Raw genomic sequence first — 16,968 nt, 5'->3', positions numbered from 1 at the left:
AAAGGGCCGCCCCCCGGGGCGGTCCTTCGCGTCTCCGGCGGCCCGGCCGGGCCTCGCTCAGCCCTTGGCCTCGCGCGGGCCGTCGTAGACGTGGCCCGGCGCGGTCTCGGGCGTCGCGGGGGTCTCGCCGAAGACGCGGGCGGTGGCGGCCTCGATGCGGCTGACCGCCTCGGGCTCGTTGCGCGCCAGCGCCGCGGCGGCCGAGGAGATCCAGTCGCGGTGCAGCGGCGTCGCGTCCCGCGCCCGCCCGATCTGGAGCTGCAGCACGTTCGAGGAGCCGTAGGCGAAGCTGCACTCGCAGGCCGCCAGGTAGAACTCCCACATCCGGGCGAAGCGCGGGTCGTAGATCGCCTCGACCTCGGCGCGCACCTTCTGGAAGTTGTCCTGCCAGGCGCGCAGCGTGCGGGCGTAGTGCAGCCGCCAGACCTCGCAGTCGAGCACCCACAGCTCCGCCTTCTCGGTCGCGGCCGAGCATTCCGAGAGGGTGGGGGTGTAGCCGCCGGGGAAGATGTACTTGCGCAGGAACGGGCCGGTGCCCGCCGGCGGGCTCATCGAGGAGATGGTGTGGATCAGCGCCACCCCGTCGTCCTTCAGGCAGTCGCGGACCTTGGCGAAATAGGTCTCCAGGTGCCCCACGCCGACATGCTCCAGCATCCCCACCGAGACGATGCGGTCGTAGCGCTCGGTCACGTCGCGGTAGTCGATCAGCTCGAAGCGCGCGCGATGCTCGAGGCCTGCGGCCTTCGCCCGGGCGCGGGCGATCTCGAGCTGCTCCTCGGCCAGCGTGATGCCGGTGACCTCGACATCCGCGGTCGCGGCGAGATAGAGCGCCATGCCCCCCCAGCCGCAGCCGATGTCGAGCACCCGCTGCCCGGGCGACAGGTTCAGCTTGGCCGCGATGTGGCGCTTCTTGAGGATCTGGGCGTCGCGCAGGCTCTCGGTCCCGTCGCGGTAGTAGGCGCAGGAATACTGCAGGTCGGGGTCGAGCCAGCTCCGGTAGAAGGCGTTGCCGAGGTCGTAGTGATGCGAGGCGTTCTTCTTCGACCGCCAGGCGGGGTTGTGCTGCCAGATCCGGCGGAAGGCCTTGTCGATCCAGTGCACCAGCGCCTGGGGACCGGAGAGGTTGAAGGCGCTCTCGTTCTCGAACAGCAGGCTCAGCAGGTCGTAGGCGGTGCCGCCCTCGGGACCGTCCTCGACGATCAGGGTCCCGTCCATGAACGCCTCGGCGCCGATCAGCTCGGGATTGAGGGGGATCTTCCAGTCGAGCGTCGGGTCGGTGATGCGGATCGCGACCCAGGGGCCGGGCTCGGCGCCCTCGATGACGACGGTCTCGCCCTCGGGGGTGCGCAGCTCGACCCGACCCTTCACGATGGCTTTCTGGAAGAGGGCAGGCAGCAGTTTCATGGCGTCCTCCGTCCGTCCGGCTCCGATGCGGGCGCGTCGGCAGGGGACGGGCGGCCTTGCCGGCGGCGGCAGGCGGTCGCGTGCGGGGCTCGGTCGCCGTACGGGAGGGGCGTCGGAGGCCCGGGCCGGAACGGCCGGGCGCGGCGCGAGGTGGACGGCGACGGGCCGCGGCGCGGCCGCTCGCTGGAAAAAGACTTCCGCGCGCCCTGCGCGGAATCAAGAAACGATTGACGTTCGCGTCGAAAGACGTCGCGTCGGGCGCCGGAATGCGGCGCGCCCGACGCGGCTTTCAGGGGCCGGCGCGGCCGGCGGCGGCCGCCTCAGCCCATCGCCTCGCGGTCGGGGCCCATGATCAGCAGCACGATTCCCCAGACCAGCGGCGTCAGCAACAGCGACCCGACGACGGCCCAGAACACGCTGCGCCCCCAGACCGAGGCCCACCAGACCACCAGCCCGAAGGCGACGATCCAGGGTATGGCGAAGAGTTCCATTGTGCGCTCCCGTATCCATTCCCTCTCGGGGAAGGACATAGGGCGCCGCGGCGCGGCCGCAACGGGCGGGGCCGCGCCGGTTGGCGTCGGGGCGTCAGATCCAGCCCTGCAGCTCGTTGCGCACGATCGCCTCGATCATCGCCATGTGGTCCTCGGAGGCGTTGAGGCAGGGGATGTAGTCGAAGCGCTCGCCGCCGGCATGCAGGAAGCTCTCCTTGATCTCCTCGGAGATCTCCTCGAGCGTCTCGACGCAGTCCGACGAGAAGGCCGGGGCCATGATCGCGATATGCGTCTTGCCGGCCTTGGCGAGGCGCGCGACCTCCTCGACCGTGTAGGGCTGCAGCCATTCCTCGGAGCCGAAGCGGGACTGGAAGGTCAGCACGACCTCCTCGGTGGGAAAGCCCAGCCGCTCGCGCAGGCGGCGCGTGGTGGCGGCGCACTGGCAGTGGTAGGGGTCGCCCTTCTCCACCAGGTAGCGCTTGGGCAGGCCGTGGTAGGAGGTGACCAGCGCGTCGGGGCGACGGTCCATGCCCGCATAGGCGGCCTCGACCGACTTCGCCAGCGCCTCGATGTAGAGGGGGTGGGCGTAGTAGGGCGGCACGGTGCGCGCGGCGGGCTGCCACTCGATCTCCATCAGCGCGCGGAAGAAGGCGTCGTTGGCGGTCGCGGTGGTGGCGCCGGCGTACTGGGGGTAGAGGGGGAAGAACAGGATCTTCTCCGCCCCCGCCGCCTGCATCGCCTTCACGCGGCTGATCGTCGAGGGCTCGCCGTAGCGCATGCAGAAGTCGACGACCACGCCCTCGCCGAGGTCGGCGGCGAGGCGGGCGCGCAGCTTCTCGGTCTGCTCGCGGGTGATGGTCAGCAGCGGGCTCTCGTCGCGCTCCCTGTTCCAGATGCTCTCGTAGGCCTTGCCCGAGGAGAACGGGCGCTTGGAGAGGATCACCAGCTGCAGGAGCGGCTGCCAGAACAGGGGCGAGTAGTCGATCACCCGGCGGTCGGAGAGGAACTCCGACAGGTAACGGCGCATCGACCAGTAGTCGGTGGCCGGCGGCGTGCCGAGGTTGACCAGCATCACGCCGATCTTCGCGCGGGGAACCGGGGGATGGTCGCCCGGCGCATGGGCGAGCCGGCCGGCTCCGGCTTCGGTCATCTGGCTGGCGTCGAGCATCGGCCCCTCCGTTTCCTGCGGCCCCCGCGACGGACCCGGCGTCCCGCACTTAGGGGGAGGCGGACGCGGGTCAATGGCGACGAGGGCGCTGGGGGCGTCATGCCGCGTCGCCCGGGCGGGGGCAAGGGGGGGCGGGCGGGACGCAGGCGCCCTGCGGGCGGGCTTGGCTGGGGGCGCGTGGTGGAGGCGTCGGGAGGGATGGGGGAGGGGGGAGCCTCCGGCGGGCTCCGGACTCACCCAAGAACAAGCCCGCGCCTGTTCTCCGGAGCCGTCCATCGCGTCTGATGCCTGAGCGACTCGCCCGCCCCGGTCAAGGACAAGCCGGCTTCGCCGGTCGCTGCGCGATCCTTGACCGGGGCGGACGAGTCGCTCTTACGGCATCCGCGATGGACGGCTCCGGAGAACAGGCGCTCCCGGCAGCGCCTGGGGCCGGGGGCGCGTGGGGCGGGCCGAGCGGCGGGGCAGGCGGGGGCGGCGCGGGCGGCGGGCGCAGGCCCGGGCGTCAGGTCGGGGCGCGCGGTCAGCGGGGGGGCTTGTCGCCGGTCGGGCGCTCGGTCGTGCCCAGCGCGTCGGCGAGGCGGGCGACGGCGGAGCCGGGGCGCCTGGCCTGCGGCTGGTCGGGGCCGGGGGCCCAGCCGGTGAGGGTCACGATCTCGAAGGCGGCGGCGACGCGGCCGCCCTCCGCCGGGCGACGCTCGGCGTGGATCGCGCAGGCGCGGGCCAGGAGCTCGCGGCGCAGGGGGGCGCGGTTGCGCGCGTGCAGGGCGTTGGCCTCGCCCATCGCGCGCAGCTCCCGCATCAGCGCGAGGCTGTCGGCGTAGCTCGTCTCGATCCGGTCGACGTCGGCGACGGGCATCGCGAGGCCCGCGCGCTGCAGCAGCGCGCCCATCGCCCGGATCTCGCCCATCGGGGAGATGCGGGGCGAGAGGCCGCCGGTGGTCGCGGCCTCGGCCTCGGCCAGCGCCTCGCGCAGCTCGGCCAGCGTCGCGCCGCCGAGGCCGCAGGCGATCAGCAGCCCGTCGGGCTTCAGCGCCCGGCGCATCTGGATCAGCACGCCGACCGGGTCGTTCGCCCAGTGCAGGGTGAAGCCGAGCACGGCGAGGTCGAAGCCGCCGGGCGCGAGGGGCAGGACCTCCTCCGCGGTCAGGGGCGCGGTCTCGAGCGCGCCCACCCGGGGGTGGGCGGCGAGGGCGGGGGCCCACTCGGGCGCGCCGGGCCAGACCAGGGCGGCCTTCGGGAACGTCCGGTCGGCGACCATCGAGAGCCGGTCGAGCACGCCCTCGATCGCGGCCTCGTGCAGGAAGCGGGCCTCGGGCCGGGGCAGGGCGCGGCGGGCGCGCCGCGCGAGCCACAGGGCGCGGTCGAAGAGCGCGGGGGGCTGCGCGCCGCCGGCGGCGGAGAGGTCGGGGGGCTGGCTCATCGCGCGCACCGGGGGGGGCGGGGCCGGGCGGCCCGGGATCGGTCGGCGCGGGGGCGGGCGGGCTTCGGGGGCAGGGCGGCTCTCCTTCCTCTGCATCCGGGGCGCAGCGCGGGCTGGCGCCGCGGCTGCGCCGGGATATATTGGCATCGGGACGCAAGGGGAAGGAGGCCGGCTCGCCGATGACCCGTCTCGTTGCGTCCGTTCCCGAGATCGATCCGCCCGCCGCGCGGGAGACCCTGCCGGCGCCCCCGCGCCTCGCCCGCGCCGGGGCCGCGGCGCGCGGCTGGCTGCGGCCGCTGTGGCTGGGGGCGGCGGACCTGCTCTATCCCCCCCAATGCACCTGGTGCCGCGCGGAGGTGCAGGAGGCCCACGCGCTGTGCCCCGCCTGCTGGCGCGAGGCGACCTTCATCTCGCATCCGCTGTGCGACCGCTGCGGCTCGCCGCTCTCGGGGGCCGAGGACGCGCCGTTCTGCGACCATTGCCTCGGGCGCGCGCTGGCCTTCGGGCGGGCGCGGGCGGCCGTGCTCTACGAGGGGCGGGGGCGGGATCTGACGCTGGCGCTCAAGCACGGCGACCGGCTGGACATCGCGCGGCCGGCGGCGACCTGGATGATCCGGGCGGGGCGGGAGCTGCTGGAGGCGGCGGACGTGATCGCGCCCGTGCCCCTGCACTGGCGCCGCCTGCTGGGCCGGCGCTTCAACCAGTCGGCGGAGCTGGCGCGGCGGATCGCGGTCCGCACCGGGGCGCCCTGCTGCGCGGACCTGCTGGCGCGCACCCGCGCCACGCCGATGCAGCGGGGGCTGAGCCGGGAGGCGCGGGCGGCGAACCAGGCCGGCGCCTTCGCGGTGCCCGCGCGCCGGCGGGCGCGGGTCGAGGGGCGCGCGGTGCTGCTGGTCGACGACGTCTATGCCTCGGGCGCCACGCTCTCGGCATGCGCGGCGGCGCTGCGGGCGGCGGGGGCGGTGCGCGTCGACGCGCTCTGCCTCGCGCGGGTTGCGCCGGAGGCCGACGGGCCCATATTCTCTGCCCGGCAGAGCGAAGGTTCGGAATGAAACAGGTCGAGATCTACACCAGCCCCATCTGCGGCTTCTGCGTGCGCGCCAAGCGCCTGCTGGACCAGAAGGGGATCCCCTACGTCGAGTACGACGTGTTCTCCGTGCCCGGCGCGCGCGAGGAGATGATGGAGCGCGCCGCCGGCCGGCGCACCGTGCCCCAGATCTTCATCGCGGGCGAAGGCGTCGGCGGCTGCGACGAGCTGCACGCGCTGGAGCGCGAGGGCAGGCTCGACGCGATGGTCGCCTGATGGCGGGCACGCTGAGGGTCGCGCTGATCCAGACCTGCGCCTCGGACGTGCCGGCGCAGAACCTGGCCGCGACCTCGGCGCTGATCCGCGAGGCGGCGGCGCGGGGCGCGCAGCTGGCGCTGACGCCGGAGGTGACCAACATGGTCACCTTCTCGCGCGCCCTGCAGGCCGAGGTGCTGAAGCCCGAGGAGGCGGACGAGAGCCTCGCGGGCTACCGGGCGCTGGCCGCCGAGCTGGGGATCTGGATCCTGGTCGGCTCGCTGGCGCTGAAGGCGCCGCCGGAGGAGGGGTTCCCGAAGGGGCGGTTCGTGAACCGCAGCTTCCTGATCGACGCCGCGGGCGGGATCGTGGCGCGCTACGACAAGATCCACATGTTCGACGTCGAGGTGGGCGAGGGCGAGAGCTATCGCGAATCCGCCGCCTACCGGCCCGGCGGGCAGGCGGTGGTCGCCGACACGCCCTGGGGGCGGATCGGGATGACGATCTGCTACGACCTGCGCTTCCCCGCGCTCTATCGCGCGCTGGCCGAGGCGGGGGCGGAGATCCTGACCATCCCCTCGGCCTTCACCCAGCCCACAGGGGCCGCCCATTGGGAGCCGCTGATGCGCGCGCGGGCGATCGAGACCGGCTGCTTCGTGCTGGCCCCGGCCTCGACCGGGACGCACCCGATGGTGGCGGTCGCGGAGGGGCGGCAGCGCAGGACCTACGGGCATTCCATGGCCGTCGCCCCCTGGGGCGAGGTGCTGGCGGACGCGGGCGAGGAGATCGGCGCGACGCTGGTCGACCTGGATCTGGCCGAGGTGGCGAAGGCCCGCGGCCGGGTGCCGTCGCTGGCGAACGCCCGTGATTTCGCGAAACCCTGAGGGCCCGGGCCTGCGGCCCGGGCGCCGCCGCGTCCCGGGCGTGCCCGGGGCGGGCGATCGGCCCGCGACGGCGGACCGGCGTCGGGCCCGGGGGCGGGCGCGCCGCGCGCGGACGCCCGGAGGGCCGACCATCTCGAGAGCCTGGACCGGGTAGCCGGCGCCTGCGGCGCCGGCGCCGCCGCGCGACGGGCGCGCGCAGGGCAGGCGGTCGGCGCGCGGCGGCGGTCCGGCGGTCGGCCGTGGGGCCGGCCGGGCGGGCGCGCCGGCGCGACCTCAGGCGAGGCGTTCGGCGGCGGGCACGATCTCGTCGGCCACGAGGGCGTTGAGGTCTCCGAAATGGCCTTGCGAGCGGGCGGGGCGGTCGGGGTCGGAGGTGACGGCGACCGTCAGCTCCAGCTCGGGGATCACGTAGATCGCCTGGCCGCCGTAGCCGCGGGCGTAGGCGAGCGGGTGGCCGCGGGCCTCGGAGAGGAACCAGCCGTAGCCGTAGGCGTCGCCCGAGAAGGGCGAGCGGCCGCGCGGGGTCCAGGAGGCCTCGAGCCAGCTCTGCGGCAGCACCTGCGCGCCCTGCCAGCGGCCGCCCTGGCGCGCCATCTCGCCGAAGCGCAGCATCTCGAGCGGGGACATCGCCATGTTGTTGCCGCCCATGAACCGGCCCTGGGGGTCGCGGGTCCAGGGGGGGAAGGCGATGTCGAGCGGCTCGCCCAGCCAGGCCCGCGCGAGGGCGCGCAGGTCGCGGCCCGCGGCCTCGGCGATGACGGCGCCCAGCACGTGGGTGGAGCCGGTGGAGTAGAGCATTCGCCCCCCCGGCGCGTCCACGAAGGGGCGGGTGAGGGCGTGGCGGACCCAGTTCGAGCTCTGCACCCAGGGGCCGTAGCCGGGGCCGGAGGTGCGCTCGAGCCCCGCGCGCAGGCTCAGCAGGTCGCCCAGCGTGATCCGCGCGACGCGCGGGTCGGCCCCTTGCGGGATCAGCGAGGGCGCGGCGGAGGCGAGGGTCTGCCCGGGCCCCTCCAGGATCCCGCGGTCGATGGCGGCGCCGGCCAGCGCGGCGACGATGGTCTTGGAGACCGACTTCACGTTCACCGGACGCTCCGGCGCGGGGCCGCGGAAGGCGCGGGCGTAGATCGTCTCGCCCCGGTGGGCGACGGCGAGGGCGTGCAGCTGCCCGAGCTCCGAGGCGCGGGCGGCGGCTGGGGCGAGGTCGGCCTCGGCGAGCGCGCGGGCGCGCAGAATCGCGGGGGCGGCGACGGCGGCCAGAAGGGCGGCGAGGACGGGGCGGCGGGTCAGGGTCATGCCGAGGGAGATAGCGGCGGCGCGGCCGCGCGTCAGCGCGCGGGGGCGCACGATTGCGTGGGGCGCGCGTTTGCGGAGCGAGGGGACGCTCGGGATCTCACCCGGAAACAGGGCCGCGCCTGTTCCCCGGATCCGCCCGTCGCTGAAGATGCCTGAGCGACTCGCCGGGAGCGGTCAAGGACAAGCCCGCGCAAGCGCGGGTCGCTTCGCGATCCTTGACCGCTCCCGGCGAGTCGCTCTGATCGGCATCAGCGACGGACGGCTCCGGGAAACAGGCGCTTCGCGACCGGGGCGGGCCGGGCGCCGGGGGCGCCTGGAGAGGCGGGCGGCTGCGCCGGGCGCGACGCCGCCAGGCCCGCCCGCAGGGCGCCTGTGGGCCCGGGCGCCGGCGCGGGACGGGCTCAGTGCGCCTCGGCCCAGCTCGCGCCCTGGCCGGCGTCGACCACCAGGGGCGTGGCGAGGTCGACGGCGGGGAGGGCCGCGCCCTCCATGGTCTTGCGGACCGTGGCGATGGTGGCCTCGGCCTCCGCTTCAGGGACCTCGAAGAGAAGCTCGTCGTGGACCTGGAGGAGCATGCGGCCGGCGAGTCCGGCCTTGGCCATCGCGGCGGGCACCCGGATCATCGCGCGGCGGATGATGTCGGCGGCCGAGCCCTGGATCGGGGCGTTGATCGCCGCGCGCTGGGCGAAACCGGCGCGCGGACCCTTGGCGCCGATCTCGGGCGTGTGGATGCGCCGGCCGAAGAGGGTGGAGACGTAGCCGGTCTCCTTCGCCCCCGCGACGGTCGCGTCCATGTAGGCCTTGATGCCGGGGAACTTCTCGAAATAGGCGTCGATGAAGGCCTTGGCCTCGTCGCGTGGGATGCGCAGGTTGTTGGAGAGCCCGAAGGCCGAGATGCCGTAGATCACGCCGAAGTTGATCGCCTTGGCCTGGCGGCGGATCTCGGGCGTCATCTCCGCCATCGGCACGCCGAAGACCTCGGAGGCGGTCATCGCGTGGATGTCCTGGCCATCCCTGAACGCCTGCTTCAGCGCCTCGATGCCCGCGATATGGGCGAGGATGCGCAGTTCGATCTGGGAGTAGTCGAGCGACAGGATCACGTTCCCGGGCTCGGCGATGAAGGCCGCGCGGATCTCGCGGCCCATCTCGGTGCGCACGGGGATGTTCTGAAGGTTGGGATCGGTCGAGGCGAGCCGCCCGGTGGTGGTCGCGGCCAGGCTGAAGGAGGTGTGCACGCGCCCCGTCTCGGGGTTGATATGCTCCTGCAGGGCGTCGGTGTAGGTGGATTTCAGCTTCGAGACCTGGCGCCAGTCCAGCACTCGCGAGGCGAGCTCGGAGCCCTGCTCGGCGGCCAGCGTCTCGAGCACGTCGGCGCCGGTGCCCCAGGCGCCGTTCTTGCCCTTCTTGCCGCCGGGGAGGTCCATCTTCTCGAACAGGATCTCGCCGAGCTGCTTGGGGGACCCGACGTTGAACTTGTCGCCCGCCAGCTGGTGGATCTCGGCCTCGAGGCCGGCCATGCGCTGGGCGAAGCGGCCCGAGAGGCGGCTCAGGTGCTGGCGGTCGACCTTGATGCCGGCCATCTCCATCTGCGCCAGCACGGGGACCAGGGGGCGCTCCATCACCTCGTAGACCGAGGCGAGGCCCTCGCGCGCGAGGCGCGGCTTGAGGATCCGGTGCAGGCGGAGCGTGACGTCGGCGTCCTCAGCGGCGTAGGGGGCGGCCTTGTCGATCTCGACCCGGTCGAAAGTGATCGCGGCCTTGCCGGTCCCCAGGAGGTCCTTGATCGGGATCGGGCGATGGTCGAGATGCTTGTCCGAGAGCGTGTCCATGCCGTGCCCGTGCAGGCCTGCGTCGAGCGCGTAGGAGATCAGCATGGTGTCGTCGATGGGGCTGACCGGCGTGCCGTGGCGGGCGAGCACCTTGAGGTCGTATTTCAGGTTCTGGCCGATCTTGAGGATCGCAGGATCCACCAGCATCGGGCGCAGGATCTCCAGCGCCTCCTCGCGGTCCATCTGGCCGGGGGCCTTCTCGGCCGCGCCCAGCAGGTCGCCGTCGCCGGTCATGTGGGCGAGGGGGACGTAGCAGGCCTCGCCCGGCGTGACGGAGAGGGAGACGCCGACGAGCTCGGCCACCATCTCGTCGAGGGAGGTGGTCTCGGTGTCGATGGCGACCTCGCCGCGGTCCTCGATCCGGGCGATCCAGGCGCGCAGGGCGTCGGCGTCGCGCACGATCTCGTAGGTCGAGGGGTCGATGGGGGCGGTCAGGGCGGGGTCGCGCCAGTCCTCGGCGGGCAGGGCGTCCGCGGCCTTGCCGCCGGTCTCGCCCCTGGCCTCCGGGCTCGCGCCCTCGGGGGCGGCGGGGGCGGGGAGGTCGGTGACGCCCAGCCGCTCGGCGACGCGGGCGGTGAGGGTGCGGAACTCCATCAGCCGCAGGAAGCCCAGCAGGGTTTCGGGGTCCGGGTCGCGCAGGGCGAAGTCGTCCAGCGGCTCCTCGACCGGGACCTCGGCGCAGAGCGTCACCAGCTCGCGGGAGATGCGCACCTGGTCTGCGTTGTCGATCAGGGTCTGGCGGCGCTTGGGCTGCTTGATCTCCTCGGCGCGGGCGAGGAGCGTGTCGAGGTCGCCGTATTCGTTGATCAGCAGCGCCGCGGTCTTCAGGCCGATCCCCGGGGCGCCGGGGACGTTGTCGACCGAGTCGCCGGCCAGCGCCTGCACGTCGACCACCCGATCCGGCCCCACGCCGAACTTCTCGCGCACGCCGTCGGCGCCGATGATCTCGTCGGCGCCGCCCTTCAGGCCGGGCTTCACGATCGAGACCGCGTCGGTGACGAGCTGCATCAGGTCCTTGTCGGAGCTGACGATCGAGACCTTCGCCCCTGCGGCCTCCGCCTGGCGGGCGTAGGTGGCGATCAGGTCGTCGGCCTCATAGCCCTCCATCTCGATGCAGGGCAGGTTGAAGGCGCGGGTGGCGTCGCGGATCAGGGCGAACTGGGGGCGCAGGTCTTCCGGAGGCTCCGGCCGGTGGGCCTTGTATTCGGGGTAGATGTCGTTGCGGAAGGTCTTCGCCGAGTAGTCGAAGATCACCGCGGCGTGGGTCGGGGCCTCGGCGTCGTTGGCGGCGCGCGCCTCGAGGATCTTCTGGAGCATGTTGCAGAAGCCCGCCACCGCGCCGACGGGCAGTCCGTCGGACTTGCGGGTGAGGGCGGGCAGCGCGTGATAGGCGCGGAAGATGAAGCCCGAGCCGTCGATCAGCTCGAGACGATCGCCGGGTCCCATCGGGCCCCTCCTGTCGCTTTGGGGGCGCGGGGCCTTACGAGGCCGCGCCGGTGTCGGCGGTTCCGGTGTCGGCCGGGCCGTCCTTGAGGATGAAGCGCTTGTCGCAGTAGCCGCATTCGACGAAGCCGTCCTCGGGCGGGATCTGCAGCCAGACGCGCGGATGACCCATGCCCGGGCCGCCGCCGTCGCAGGCGATGCGGGTTTTCTCGACGATCTCGGTCTCGGGCGCGTCGATGCTCATGCGGGCCTCTTCTCAGGGGGGGACGTCGGCTGGCGGGCATCATAGCGGCGCAGCCTGCGCGGGCAAGGCGTGCCGCGGCGATGGCGGCGAGGTTCGACGCCGCGCCGGGGGCGCGGCGCCGCGCGTCGGGCGCAGCGCCCGGGGCGAGGGCGCGCCCGCGCGGCGGGGCGGGCGGGGGCGCGTGGGGGACCGGGGGCCGGGCGGCCTCAGCCGCGCCAGAGCTTGCGGCGGACGGCGCTTTCGACGTCGGCGGCGAGGTTGGCGGCCAGGTCGCGCCCGGGCAGGGCGCGGGCGGCGCCCTCGGGGTCGGCGGGATTGGCGGCGCGCTCGAAGCCCCGGTCCTTCCAGCGCTCGAACAGCAGGGCGTCGGCGGCGTTCTCGGTCAGGATCGCGGCGATCTGCGCCTCGCTCAGGTCGGCGGCGGAGAGGCGTTTGACGTGACCCACGTTCTCGGACTCGACCGTGGGATCCACGCCCAGCTCCCGCGAGATGCCGGCCAGCGCCTCGTCGCAGCGCCGGTAGCCGCCGACGAAGTGGAAGCCCTGGAAGGCGGCCTCGAGGTAGAGGAAGCGCGCGCGGGTCGAGAGGCGGTAGATGCCGGGGTAGCCCACCTCGAAGAACCGGTGCAGCAGGAAGCGCGTGATCGGGTTGCGCCGCTGGGCGCCGCGCCAGGCGTCGAAGGCGCCGGGGGCGGGCTGGCCGCGCTCCTCATGCCGGGCCCAGCGGTAGTTGTAGAAGCTGACCAGGTAGGAGACCGGGTCGCGCAGCAGCACCGAGCACTTCACCTCGCGCCCCGGGAATTTCTCCGAGAGCGAGCGGGAGAGGGAGTGGCCGGAGACGGCGCGGACGCCCGCCAGGTCCTCGAGGCTCAGCGAGGGATAGCGGTTGCCGATCACGTCGCGCAGGGGATTGCGCCAGCGCGGCGCCAGCAGGAAGCCCTCGCCCAGGGTGCGCTCGAAATGGCGCTCGACGGTGGTGCCGGCGCATTTGGGGACGTGCAGGAAGAAATGCACGGGCGCGGAGGCGGGGTCGGGCGTGGTCATCGGGCGGCTCCTTCGCCTTCGCTGCTAGCCGAGCGGGCGGCGGGGGGCAAGCGCGGGGCGTGCGCGTGCGTGCGCGGCCGGGCCGGGGCGCAGGGGCGCGCCGCGGCGGGCGCGGCTGCGAGGGCCCCGCGGCGTACGGGCCGCGAGGGCGGGAGAGGCCCCGGGTCCAGCCCGGGGCGCTCGCGGGGGGCGGTTGCGAGCGAACGGCTTGCGCGGCCGGGCCGTGGGGCGCCTGCGGGGCGGGCGGGGAGCCGCCCGGGCGGTCGCTCAGGCGGCGGGGTCGATGCGGGCGGCGAGTCGTTCGCGCGCCAGGTCGCAGTCGGCGTGCATCTGGGCGATCAGCGGCTCGATCCCGTCGAACTTCTCCTCGCCGCGCAGCCAGGAGATCAGCGCGACCGAGACCTCGGCCCCGTAGAGATCGCCGGAGAAGTCGAAGAGATAGGTCTCGAGGTTCGGGGCGTTGATCCCGAAGGTCGGGCGCACGCCGAGCGAGGCCGCGCCGGGGTATCGCCCGGCATGGGGGCCGTCGAAGACCTCGATCTCGACCGCGTAGACGCCGAATTTCGGCAGCAGCAGGTTCTCGAGCACCACGTTGGCGGTGGGAAAGCCCAGCTCGCGCCCGCGCTTGTCGCCGTGGCTGACCGTGCCGTCCAGGCGATGCCAGTGGCCCAGCATCCGGGCGGCGGCCTCGGGGTCGCCGGCGCACAGCGCCTCGCGGATGGCGGTGGAGGAGACCCGGCCGGCGGGGCCCTCGACCATCGGGGCGGTCACCGCCTCGAACCCGTATCGGGCGCCCAGCTCGGCCAGCATCGCGGCGTCGCCCTCGCGGCCCTTGCCGAAGCGGAAGTCCTCGCCGACCACCACCCGGCTCAGGCCCAGGCGGCCGGCGAGGATGTCGCGGGCGAAGGCCTCGGCCGAGAGCGCGGCCATGGCGCGGTCGAATTCGAGCTCCACGCAGAGGTCCACGCCCAGCTTCTCCAGCCGGTGGCGGCGGGCGGGGGCGTTCATCAGGCGGAAGGGGGGCGCGTCGGGGGCGAAGACCTCGCGCGGGTGCGGCTCGAAGGTGACCACGCCGAGGGGGCGGCCCTCCTGCCGTGCGAGGTCGATCACCGAGGCATGGCCGCGGTGAACGCCGTCGAAATTGCCCATGGCGGCGGAGGCGCCGCGGTCCTCGGGACGGATCTCGGTCCCGGATCGGATGAGGCGCATCGGGTCCCCTGGAAGGCCCCGGGCGAAGCCGCGGGGCCGCCCGGTGTAGGTCAGTCGAACTTGCTGGAGGGCGCCAGAACCAGCGCCTCGCCCTTGAGGACGACCTTGTCGCCCACGCGGCATTCGCAATCAAGGGCGACGCGGCGTTTGGCGTGGATGATGTCGGCGACCGTCACCCGCGCCTCGACCGTGTCGCCGGGGCGCACGGGGGCGAGGAACTTCAGGGACTGGCCCATGTAGACCGTGCCGTGGCCGGGCAGCTGCTCGCCGATCACCGCCGAGATCAGGGACGCGGTCAGCATCCCGTGGGCGATGCGCCCGGCGAAGATCGTGTCGCGGGCGTAGGCGTCGTCGAGATGCACCGGGTTGCGGTCGGTCGACACCTGGGCGAACAGCTCGATGTCGAGGTCGGTGATCGTCTTCAGCACGTAGCGCGACATGCCGATCTCCATTTCCTCGATGCAGATCGTGCCGCGCGGCAGGTTGTCGAGCATGTCGGCTCTCCCGAAGGGGGACCGGCGACGCCGGCCCGGATTCGCCCGCAGCGGCGGGCTTGCTGCACTGCACCTAGCGCAGCGAAGACGATTGCGCAACTATCTTGCGCAATAAAGTTCGCCGATGTGGCCAAAAGAAGGACATATTGTTGCGCCTGCGCGTCGCGCTCCGCCCGCCCCGGGCGCGGTCCCGCCGAGCCCGCCCGCGGGGCGCCCGTGGGCCGGGGGCGGGGCGAGAGCCGGAAAGGCGGGGATTCGCAGGTCCGTGGGCGCCCTGCGGGCGGGCCTGGGCCCGGGGCGACGGGGCGCGCCCGGAGGGCGGGGCTCAGCCCTCGCAGCCCTCGAAGGCCACGGCGCGGTCGGCGCCCAGCACCGTGACCCGCAGCGCGGTCCGGTCGAGCCAGGCGGCGCCCGAGGCCGGGTCCAGCCGCGCGCTGAGGCGCATCGCGTCGCGGCCCAGATCGGGGGCCGCGGTCAGCGCCGCGGGCTCGAACCACAACGGCTCCGGCCCCTCGACCACGGCCAGCAGCGGGCCGCGGGGCGGGGAGGGCAGGCGCAGGCTCGCCTCCAGCCGGCGGGCGTCGCCCTCGCCGGTCAGGCGGCAGCCGGCGAGACGGGCGCCGGTCGAGGCGGGAGATTCGGGCAGCGCCGCGAGCGCCGCCTCGATCGGGGCGAGGCCCCGGTTCGGCGCGCCCCCCAGCGGCAGCGCCACCTCCGCCATCTCGGGCATGCAGATGTCGGCGCAGACGCCGTAGGCGAGGCTCAGCCGCAGGACCATCGGCTTGGCGGGATCGACGGGGACGGCCTTCAGCGGCAGCGTCACCTCCTGCTTGTAGCCCAGCGTGGTCATGCCGAAGAGATCGAAGGCGACCGGGCGCGGCCACAGCACCTCGACCGAGGCGACGTTCTCCGACCCGCTCCAGTCGAACTCCGGCGGGATGCCGGCGTCGCCGGGCACGCGCCAGTAGGTCTTCCAGCCGTCGTCGAGGCGGATGGTCAGGCCCGCCATGCGCCCGCCGTCCTCGGTCTCCCACCCGGCCAGCAGGCGCAGGTCCGAGCGCTGGGCGCGCGCCGTCTCGCCCACGGGGCCCGCGCCTTCCTGCGCGCTCCAGGCGATGGCGAGGCTGCGCGCCGGGCCGCCCGCCTGCGCGCCCTGCGCGGAGGGCAGGGCGAGCGCGAGGCCGGCGAGGGCGAGCGCGGCGAGGCCGCGGCGGAGAGGGCGGTGCGAACGGTTCATGTCATCCAGATAGCCCCGTGGCGCGATCCCCGGAAGTCACGTTCCGGCGAACCCATCCCGGCGGGCGCATATTTCGCCATCCAACCGTTGAAGAGGGGGGGTGGGAGGTCCATCATTCTCTGCATGACGACGGTCCCCTCCGCAGACGCGGCCCCAGAGGCCGAGCCCCGAGCCGGCGGCCCCCTCGAGGGCGAGCTGCTGGTCGCCATGCCCGCCATGGGCGATCCCCGTTTCGCGCAGACGGTCATCTTCATGTGCTCCCACGGCGACGACGGCGCCATGGGGCTGATCGTGAACAAGCCCGCGAAAGAGCTCAGTTTTTCCGACCTGCTCAAGCAGGTGGGCGTGAAGCCGGGGGAGGGGGCGGAGGAATTCTCGGTCCACTTCGGCGGCCCGGTGGAAATGGGGCGCGGCTTCGTCCTGCACTCCGACGACTGGGAGGCGCCGGGCGCCACCAAGCCGCTGGCTTGCGGTCTCGCGCTGACCGCGACGGTGGACATCCTGCGCGACATGTCGGCGGGCAAGGGCCCGCGCCGCGCGGTGCTGGCGCTGGGCTACGCGGGCTGGGCGCCCGGGCAGCTCGAGCAGGAGCTTCAGGCCAACGGCTGGCTGGTCTGCCCCTCCGACCCCGAGCTGGTGTTCGGCCCGGACGACGACGCCAAGTGGCGCCGCGCCATGCTCAAGATCGGCGTCGACCCCTCCAAGCTCTCGGCCCAGGGCGGCTTCGCCTGACCCTGCCGCCGCGGGGCGGCTTCGACTGACCCCGCCGCCGCGGGGCGGGGCGCGCCGCGGATCCCGTCAGAACGGGATCGGGGCGCCCTGCCAGTCCTCGAAGACGCCGGTGGTCTCCATCGTCAGCGCGTCGAACCGCGCGAGCAGGCCGGCGGCGGAGGCGGCGGGGGCGACCTCGGCCGAGGCGCCGCCCATGTCGGTCTGCACCCAGCCGGGGTGCCAGCAGCCGACCGCGATCCCCTCGGCCCTCAGGTCTGCGGCGAGGTTGCGCGCCACGTTCAGCGCCGCGGCCTTGGAGGCGCGGTAGGCGTAGCTGCCCCCGGGCGCGCGCGCCTGGCTGCCCATCGCCGAGCCGATCACCGCGAGCCGCCCCCCCGGCCGCGCGAGGAACGGGAGCAGGGTCGTCGCGGTCAGGAACACGCCGGCGACGTTGACCGCGAAGCTCTCGGCCCACTGCGCGGGCGTGGGGGCCGAGGGCAGCGCCCCGCGCCCCAGCAGCACGCCGGCGTTGCAGACCGCGAGGTCGACGCGCCGGCCGGCGAGCGCCTGCTCGAGCTTCGGCGCCAGCGCCGCGAAGGCGTCGGGGTCGGTCACGTCGAGGGGCAGGGCCTGCACGCCGGTCCCGGCGAGCGCCGCGGCCGCGGGGTCGCGCACCAGCGCCAGCACCTCGTCGCCGCGGGCGCGGGCCTGGCGGGCCATCTCCAGCCCGATGCCGCGGGCGGCGCCGGTGATGACGATCAGGGACATGGGATCCTCCGGGAGATCGGGCAGGGGGCCGGCGAGCGGGCGCCCAAG

16 protein-coding genes are annotated in these 16,968 nt (G+C 74.2%); 4 read left to right on the top strand and 12 right to left on the bottom strand.

What is annotated here, in order from left to right:
* Nucleotides 1-57: 57 nt before the first annotated feature.
* From BM064_RS19195 to BM064_RS19185, 4 genes are all read right to left on the bottom strand, one after another.
* Nucleotides 58-1,404 (bottom strand): class I SAM-dependent methyltransferase, encoded by a 1,347-nt coding sequence (locus tag BM064_RS19195; RefSeq protein ID WP_092862356.1) that lies wholly within the window; start codon nt 1,402-1,404, stop codon nt 58-60.
* A gap of 320 nt (nt 1,405-1,724) precedes the next feature.
* Nucleotides 1,725-1,895, bottom strand: a complete 171-nt coding sequence (locus tag BM064_RS27565) for a hypothetical protein (RefSeq protein ID WP_177236329.1) — start codon at nt 1,893-1,895, stop codon at nt 1,725-1,727.
* A 94-nt stretch (nt 1,896-1,989) separates the two neighbouring features.
* A complete protein-coding gene (gene hemH, locus BM064_RS19190; RefSeq protein WP_425426183.1) occupies nt 1,990-3,063 on the bottom strand; it encodes a ferrochelatase in 1,074 nt (357 codons plus the stop codon).
* A 520-nt stretch (nt 3,064-3,583) separates the two neighbouring features.
* A complete protein-coding gene (locus tag BM064_RS19185; RefSeq protein ID WP_092862953.1) occupies nt 3,584-4,483 on the bottom strand; it encodes a methyltransferase domain-containing protein in 900 nt (299 codons plus the stop codon).
* Nucleotides 4,484-4,662: 179 nt separating this feature from the next.
* Here BM064_RS19185 and BM064_RS19180 point away from each other — a divergent pair, with 179 nt between their 5' ends.
* From BM064_RS19180 to BM064_RS19170, 3 genes are read left to right on the top strand one after another with little or no spacing between them, the layout of a single operon-like run.
* On the top strand, nt 4,663-5,535 hold the full coding sequence (locus BM064_RS19180) for a ComF family protein (RefSeq protein ID WP_245779219.1): 873 nt from the start codon (nt 4,663-4,665) through the stop codon (nt 5,533-5,535).
* Complete coding sequence (gene grxC, locus BM064_RS19175; protein ID WP_092862354.1) at nt 5,532-5,786, top strand: glutaredoxin 3; 255 nt, start codon at nt 5,532-5,534, stop codon at nt 5,784-5,786. The genes BM064_RS19180 and grxC overlap by 4 nt, the downstream gene beginning before the upstream one ends.
* Before the next feature lie 11 nt (nt 5,787-5,797).
* On the top strand, nt 5,798-6,649 hold the full coding sequence (locus tag BM064_RS19170; RefSeq protein ID WP_092862947.1) for a carbon-nitrogen hydrolase family protein: 852 nt from the start codon (nt 5,798-5,800) through the stop codon (nt 6,647-6,649).
* Nucleotides 6,650-6,922: 273 nt separating this feature from the next.
* Here the strand turns inward: BM064_RS19170 and BM064_RS19165 are convergent, their stop codons facing one another.
* From BM064_RS19165 to BM064_RS19135, 7 genes are all read right to left on the bottom strand, one after another.
* Entirely contained in the window at nt 6,923-7,942 is a 1,020-nt protein-coding gene (locus BM064_RS19165) for a serine hydrolase domain-containing protein (RefSeq protein ID WP_092862944.1), read from the bottom strand.
* Nucleotides 7,943-8,343: 401 nt separating this feature from the next.
* Nucleotides 8,344-11,217 carry a DNA polymerase I gene (polA, locus tag BM064_RS19160; RefSeq protein WP_092862352.1) on the bottom strand — a complete coding sequence of 958 codons (2,874 nt, stop codon included), beginning with the start codon at nt 11,215-11,217 and terminating at the stop codon, nt 8,344-8,346.
* Between the two features lie 34 nt (nt 11,218-11,251).
* Nucleotides 11,252-11,458, bottom strand: coding sequence for a zinc-finger domain-containing protein (locus BM064_RS19155; RefSeq protein ID WP_092862350.1), 207 nt, complete (start codon nt 11,456-11,458; stop codon nt 11,252-11,254).
* A 206-nt stretch (nt 11,459-11,664) separates the two neighbouring features.
* Nucleotides 11,665-12,501 carry a sulfotransferase family protein gene (locus tag BM064_RS19150; protein ID WP_092862348.1) on the bottom strand — a complete coding sequence of 279 codons (837 nt, stop codon included), beginning with the start codon at nt 12,499-12,501 and terminating at the stop codon, nt 11,665-11,667.
* A 267-nt stretch (nt 12,502-12,768) separates the two neighbouring features.
* Nucleotides 12,769-13,710 (bottom strand): bifunctional riboflavin kinase/FAD synthetase, encoded by a 942-nt coding sequence (locus BM064_RS19145; RefSeq protein WP_092862346.1) that lies wholly within the window; start codon nt 13,708-13,710, stop codon nt 12,769-12,771.
* 50 nt (nt 13,711-13,760) lie between these two features.
* Nucleotides 13,761-14,204, bottom strand: coding sequence for a MaoC family dehydratase (locus BM064_RS19140; protein ID WP_092862344.1), 444 nt, complete (start codon nt 14,202-14,204; stop codon nt 13,761-13,763).
* 325 nt (nt 14,205-14,529) lie between these two features.
* Nucleotides 14,530-15,441, bottom strand: coding sequence for a protein-disulfide reductase DsbD domain-containing protein (locus BM064_RS19135; RefSeq protein WP_092862342.1), 912 nt, complete (start codon nt 15,439-15,441; stop codon nt 14,530-14,532).
* Between the two features lie 123 nt (nt 15,442-15,564).
* Between BM064_RS19135 and BM064_RS19130 the strand changes: the two genes are divergently transcribed.
* A complete protein-coding gene (locus tag BM064_RS19130; RefSeq protein ID WP_092862340.1) occupies nt 15,565-16,173 on the top strand; it encodes a YqgE/AlgH family protein in 609 nt (202 codons plus the stop codon).
* A gap of 66 nt (nt 16,174-16,239) precedes the next feature.
* Here BM064_RS19130 and BM064_RS19125 read toward each other — a convergent pair whose 3' ends face one another.
* Nucleotides 16,240-16,920: an SDR family NAD(P)-dependent oxidoreductase gene (locus tag BM064_RS19125; RefSeq protein WP_092862338.1), complete on the bottom strand. Its 681-nt coding sequence runs from the start codon at nt 16,918-16,920 to the stop codon at nt 16,240-16,242.
* Between the last annotated feature and the right edge of the window lie 48 nt (nt 16,921-16,968).

The organism is Albimonas pacifica (assembly GCF_900113695.1).
Classification (GTDB): domain Bacteria; phylum Pseudomonadota; class Alphaproteobacteria; order Rhodobacterales; family Rhodobacteraceae; genus Albimonas; species Albimonas pacifica.
The sequence above is the reverse complement of the archived record's forward strand: the minus strand, read 5'-3'. Positions and strand labels throughout refer to the sequence as shown.

Excerpts from the sequence above, each read along its gene's own strand:
- BM064_RS19165 (WP_092862944.1), bottom strand. The coding sequence starts at position 7,942 with ATGACCCTGACCCGCCGCCCCGTCCTCGCCGCCCTTCTGGCCGCCGTC.
- BM064_RS19140 (WP_092862344.1), bottom strand. The coding sequence starts at position 14,204 with ATGCTCGACAACCTGCCGCGCGGCACGATCTGCATCGAGGAAATGGAG.
- BM064_RS19185 (WP_092862953.1), bottom strand. The coding sequence starts at position 4,483 with ATGAGCCAGCCCCCCGACCTCTCCGCCGCCGGCGGCGCGCAGCCCCCC.
- BM064_RS19180 (WP_245779219.1), top strand. The coding sequence starts at position 4,663 with ATGACCCGTCTCGTTGCGTCCGTTCCCGAGATCGATCCGCCCGCCGCG.
- grxC (WP_092862354.1), top strand. The coding sequence starts at position 5,532 with ATGAAACAGGTCGAGATCTACACCAGCCCCATCTGCGGCTTCTGCGTG.
- BM064_RS27565 (WP_177236329.1), bottom strand. The coding sequence starts at position 1,895 with ATGGAACTCTTCGCCATACCCTGGATCGTCGCCTTCGGGCTGGTGGTC.
- BM064_RS19150 (WP_092862348.1), bottom strand. The coding sequence starts at position 12,501 with ATGACCACGCCCGACCCCGCCTCCGCGCCCGTGCATTTCTTCCTGCAC.
- hemH (WP_425426183.1), bottom strand. The coding sequence starts at position 3,063 with ATGCTCGACGCCAGCCAGATGACCGAAGCCGGAGCCGGCCGGCTCGCC.
- BM064_RS19145 (WP_092862346.1), bottom strand. The coding sequence starts at position 13,710 with ATGCGCCTCATCCGATCCGGGACCGAGATCCGTCCCGAGGACCGCGGC.
- BM064_RS19135 (WP_092862342.1), bottom strand. The coding sequence starts at position 15,441 with ATGAACCGTTCGCACCGCCCTCTCCGCCGCGGCCTCGCCGCGCTCGCC.
- polA (WP_092862352.1), bottom strand. The coding sequence starts at position 11,217 with ATGGGACCCGGCGATCGTCTCGAGCTGATCGACGGCTCGGGCTTCATC.
- BM064_RS19155 (WP_092862350.1), bottom strand. The coding sequence starts at position 11,458 with ATGAGCATCGACGCGCCCGAGACCGAGATCGTCGAGAAAACCCGCATC.
- BM064_RS19125 (WP_092862338.1), bottom strand. The coding sequence starts at position 16,920 with ATGTCCCTGATCGTCATCACCGGCGCCGCCCGCGGCATCGGGCTGGAG.
- BM064_RS19195 (WP_092862356.1), bottom strand. The coding sequence starts at position 1,404 with ATGAAACTGCTGCCTGCCCTCTTCCAGAAAGCCATCGTGAAGGGTCGG.
- BM064_RS19130 (WP_092862340.1), top strand. The coding sequence starts at position 15,565 with ATGACGACGGTCCCCTCCGCAGACGCGGCCCCAGAGGCCGAGCCCCGA.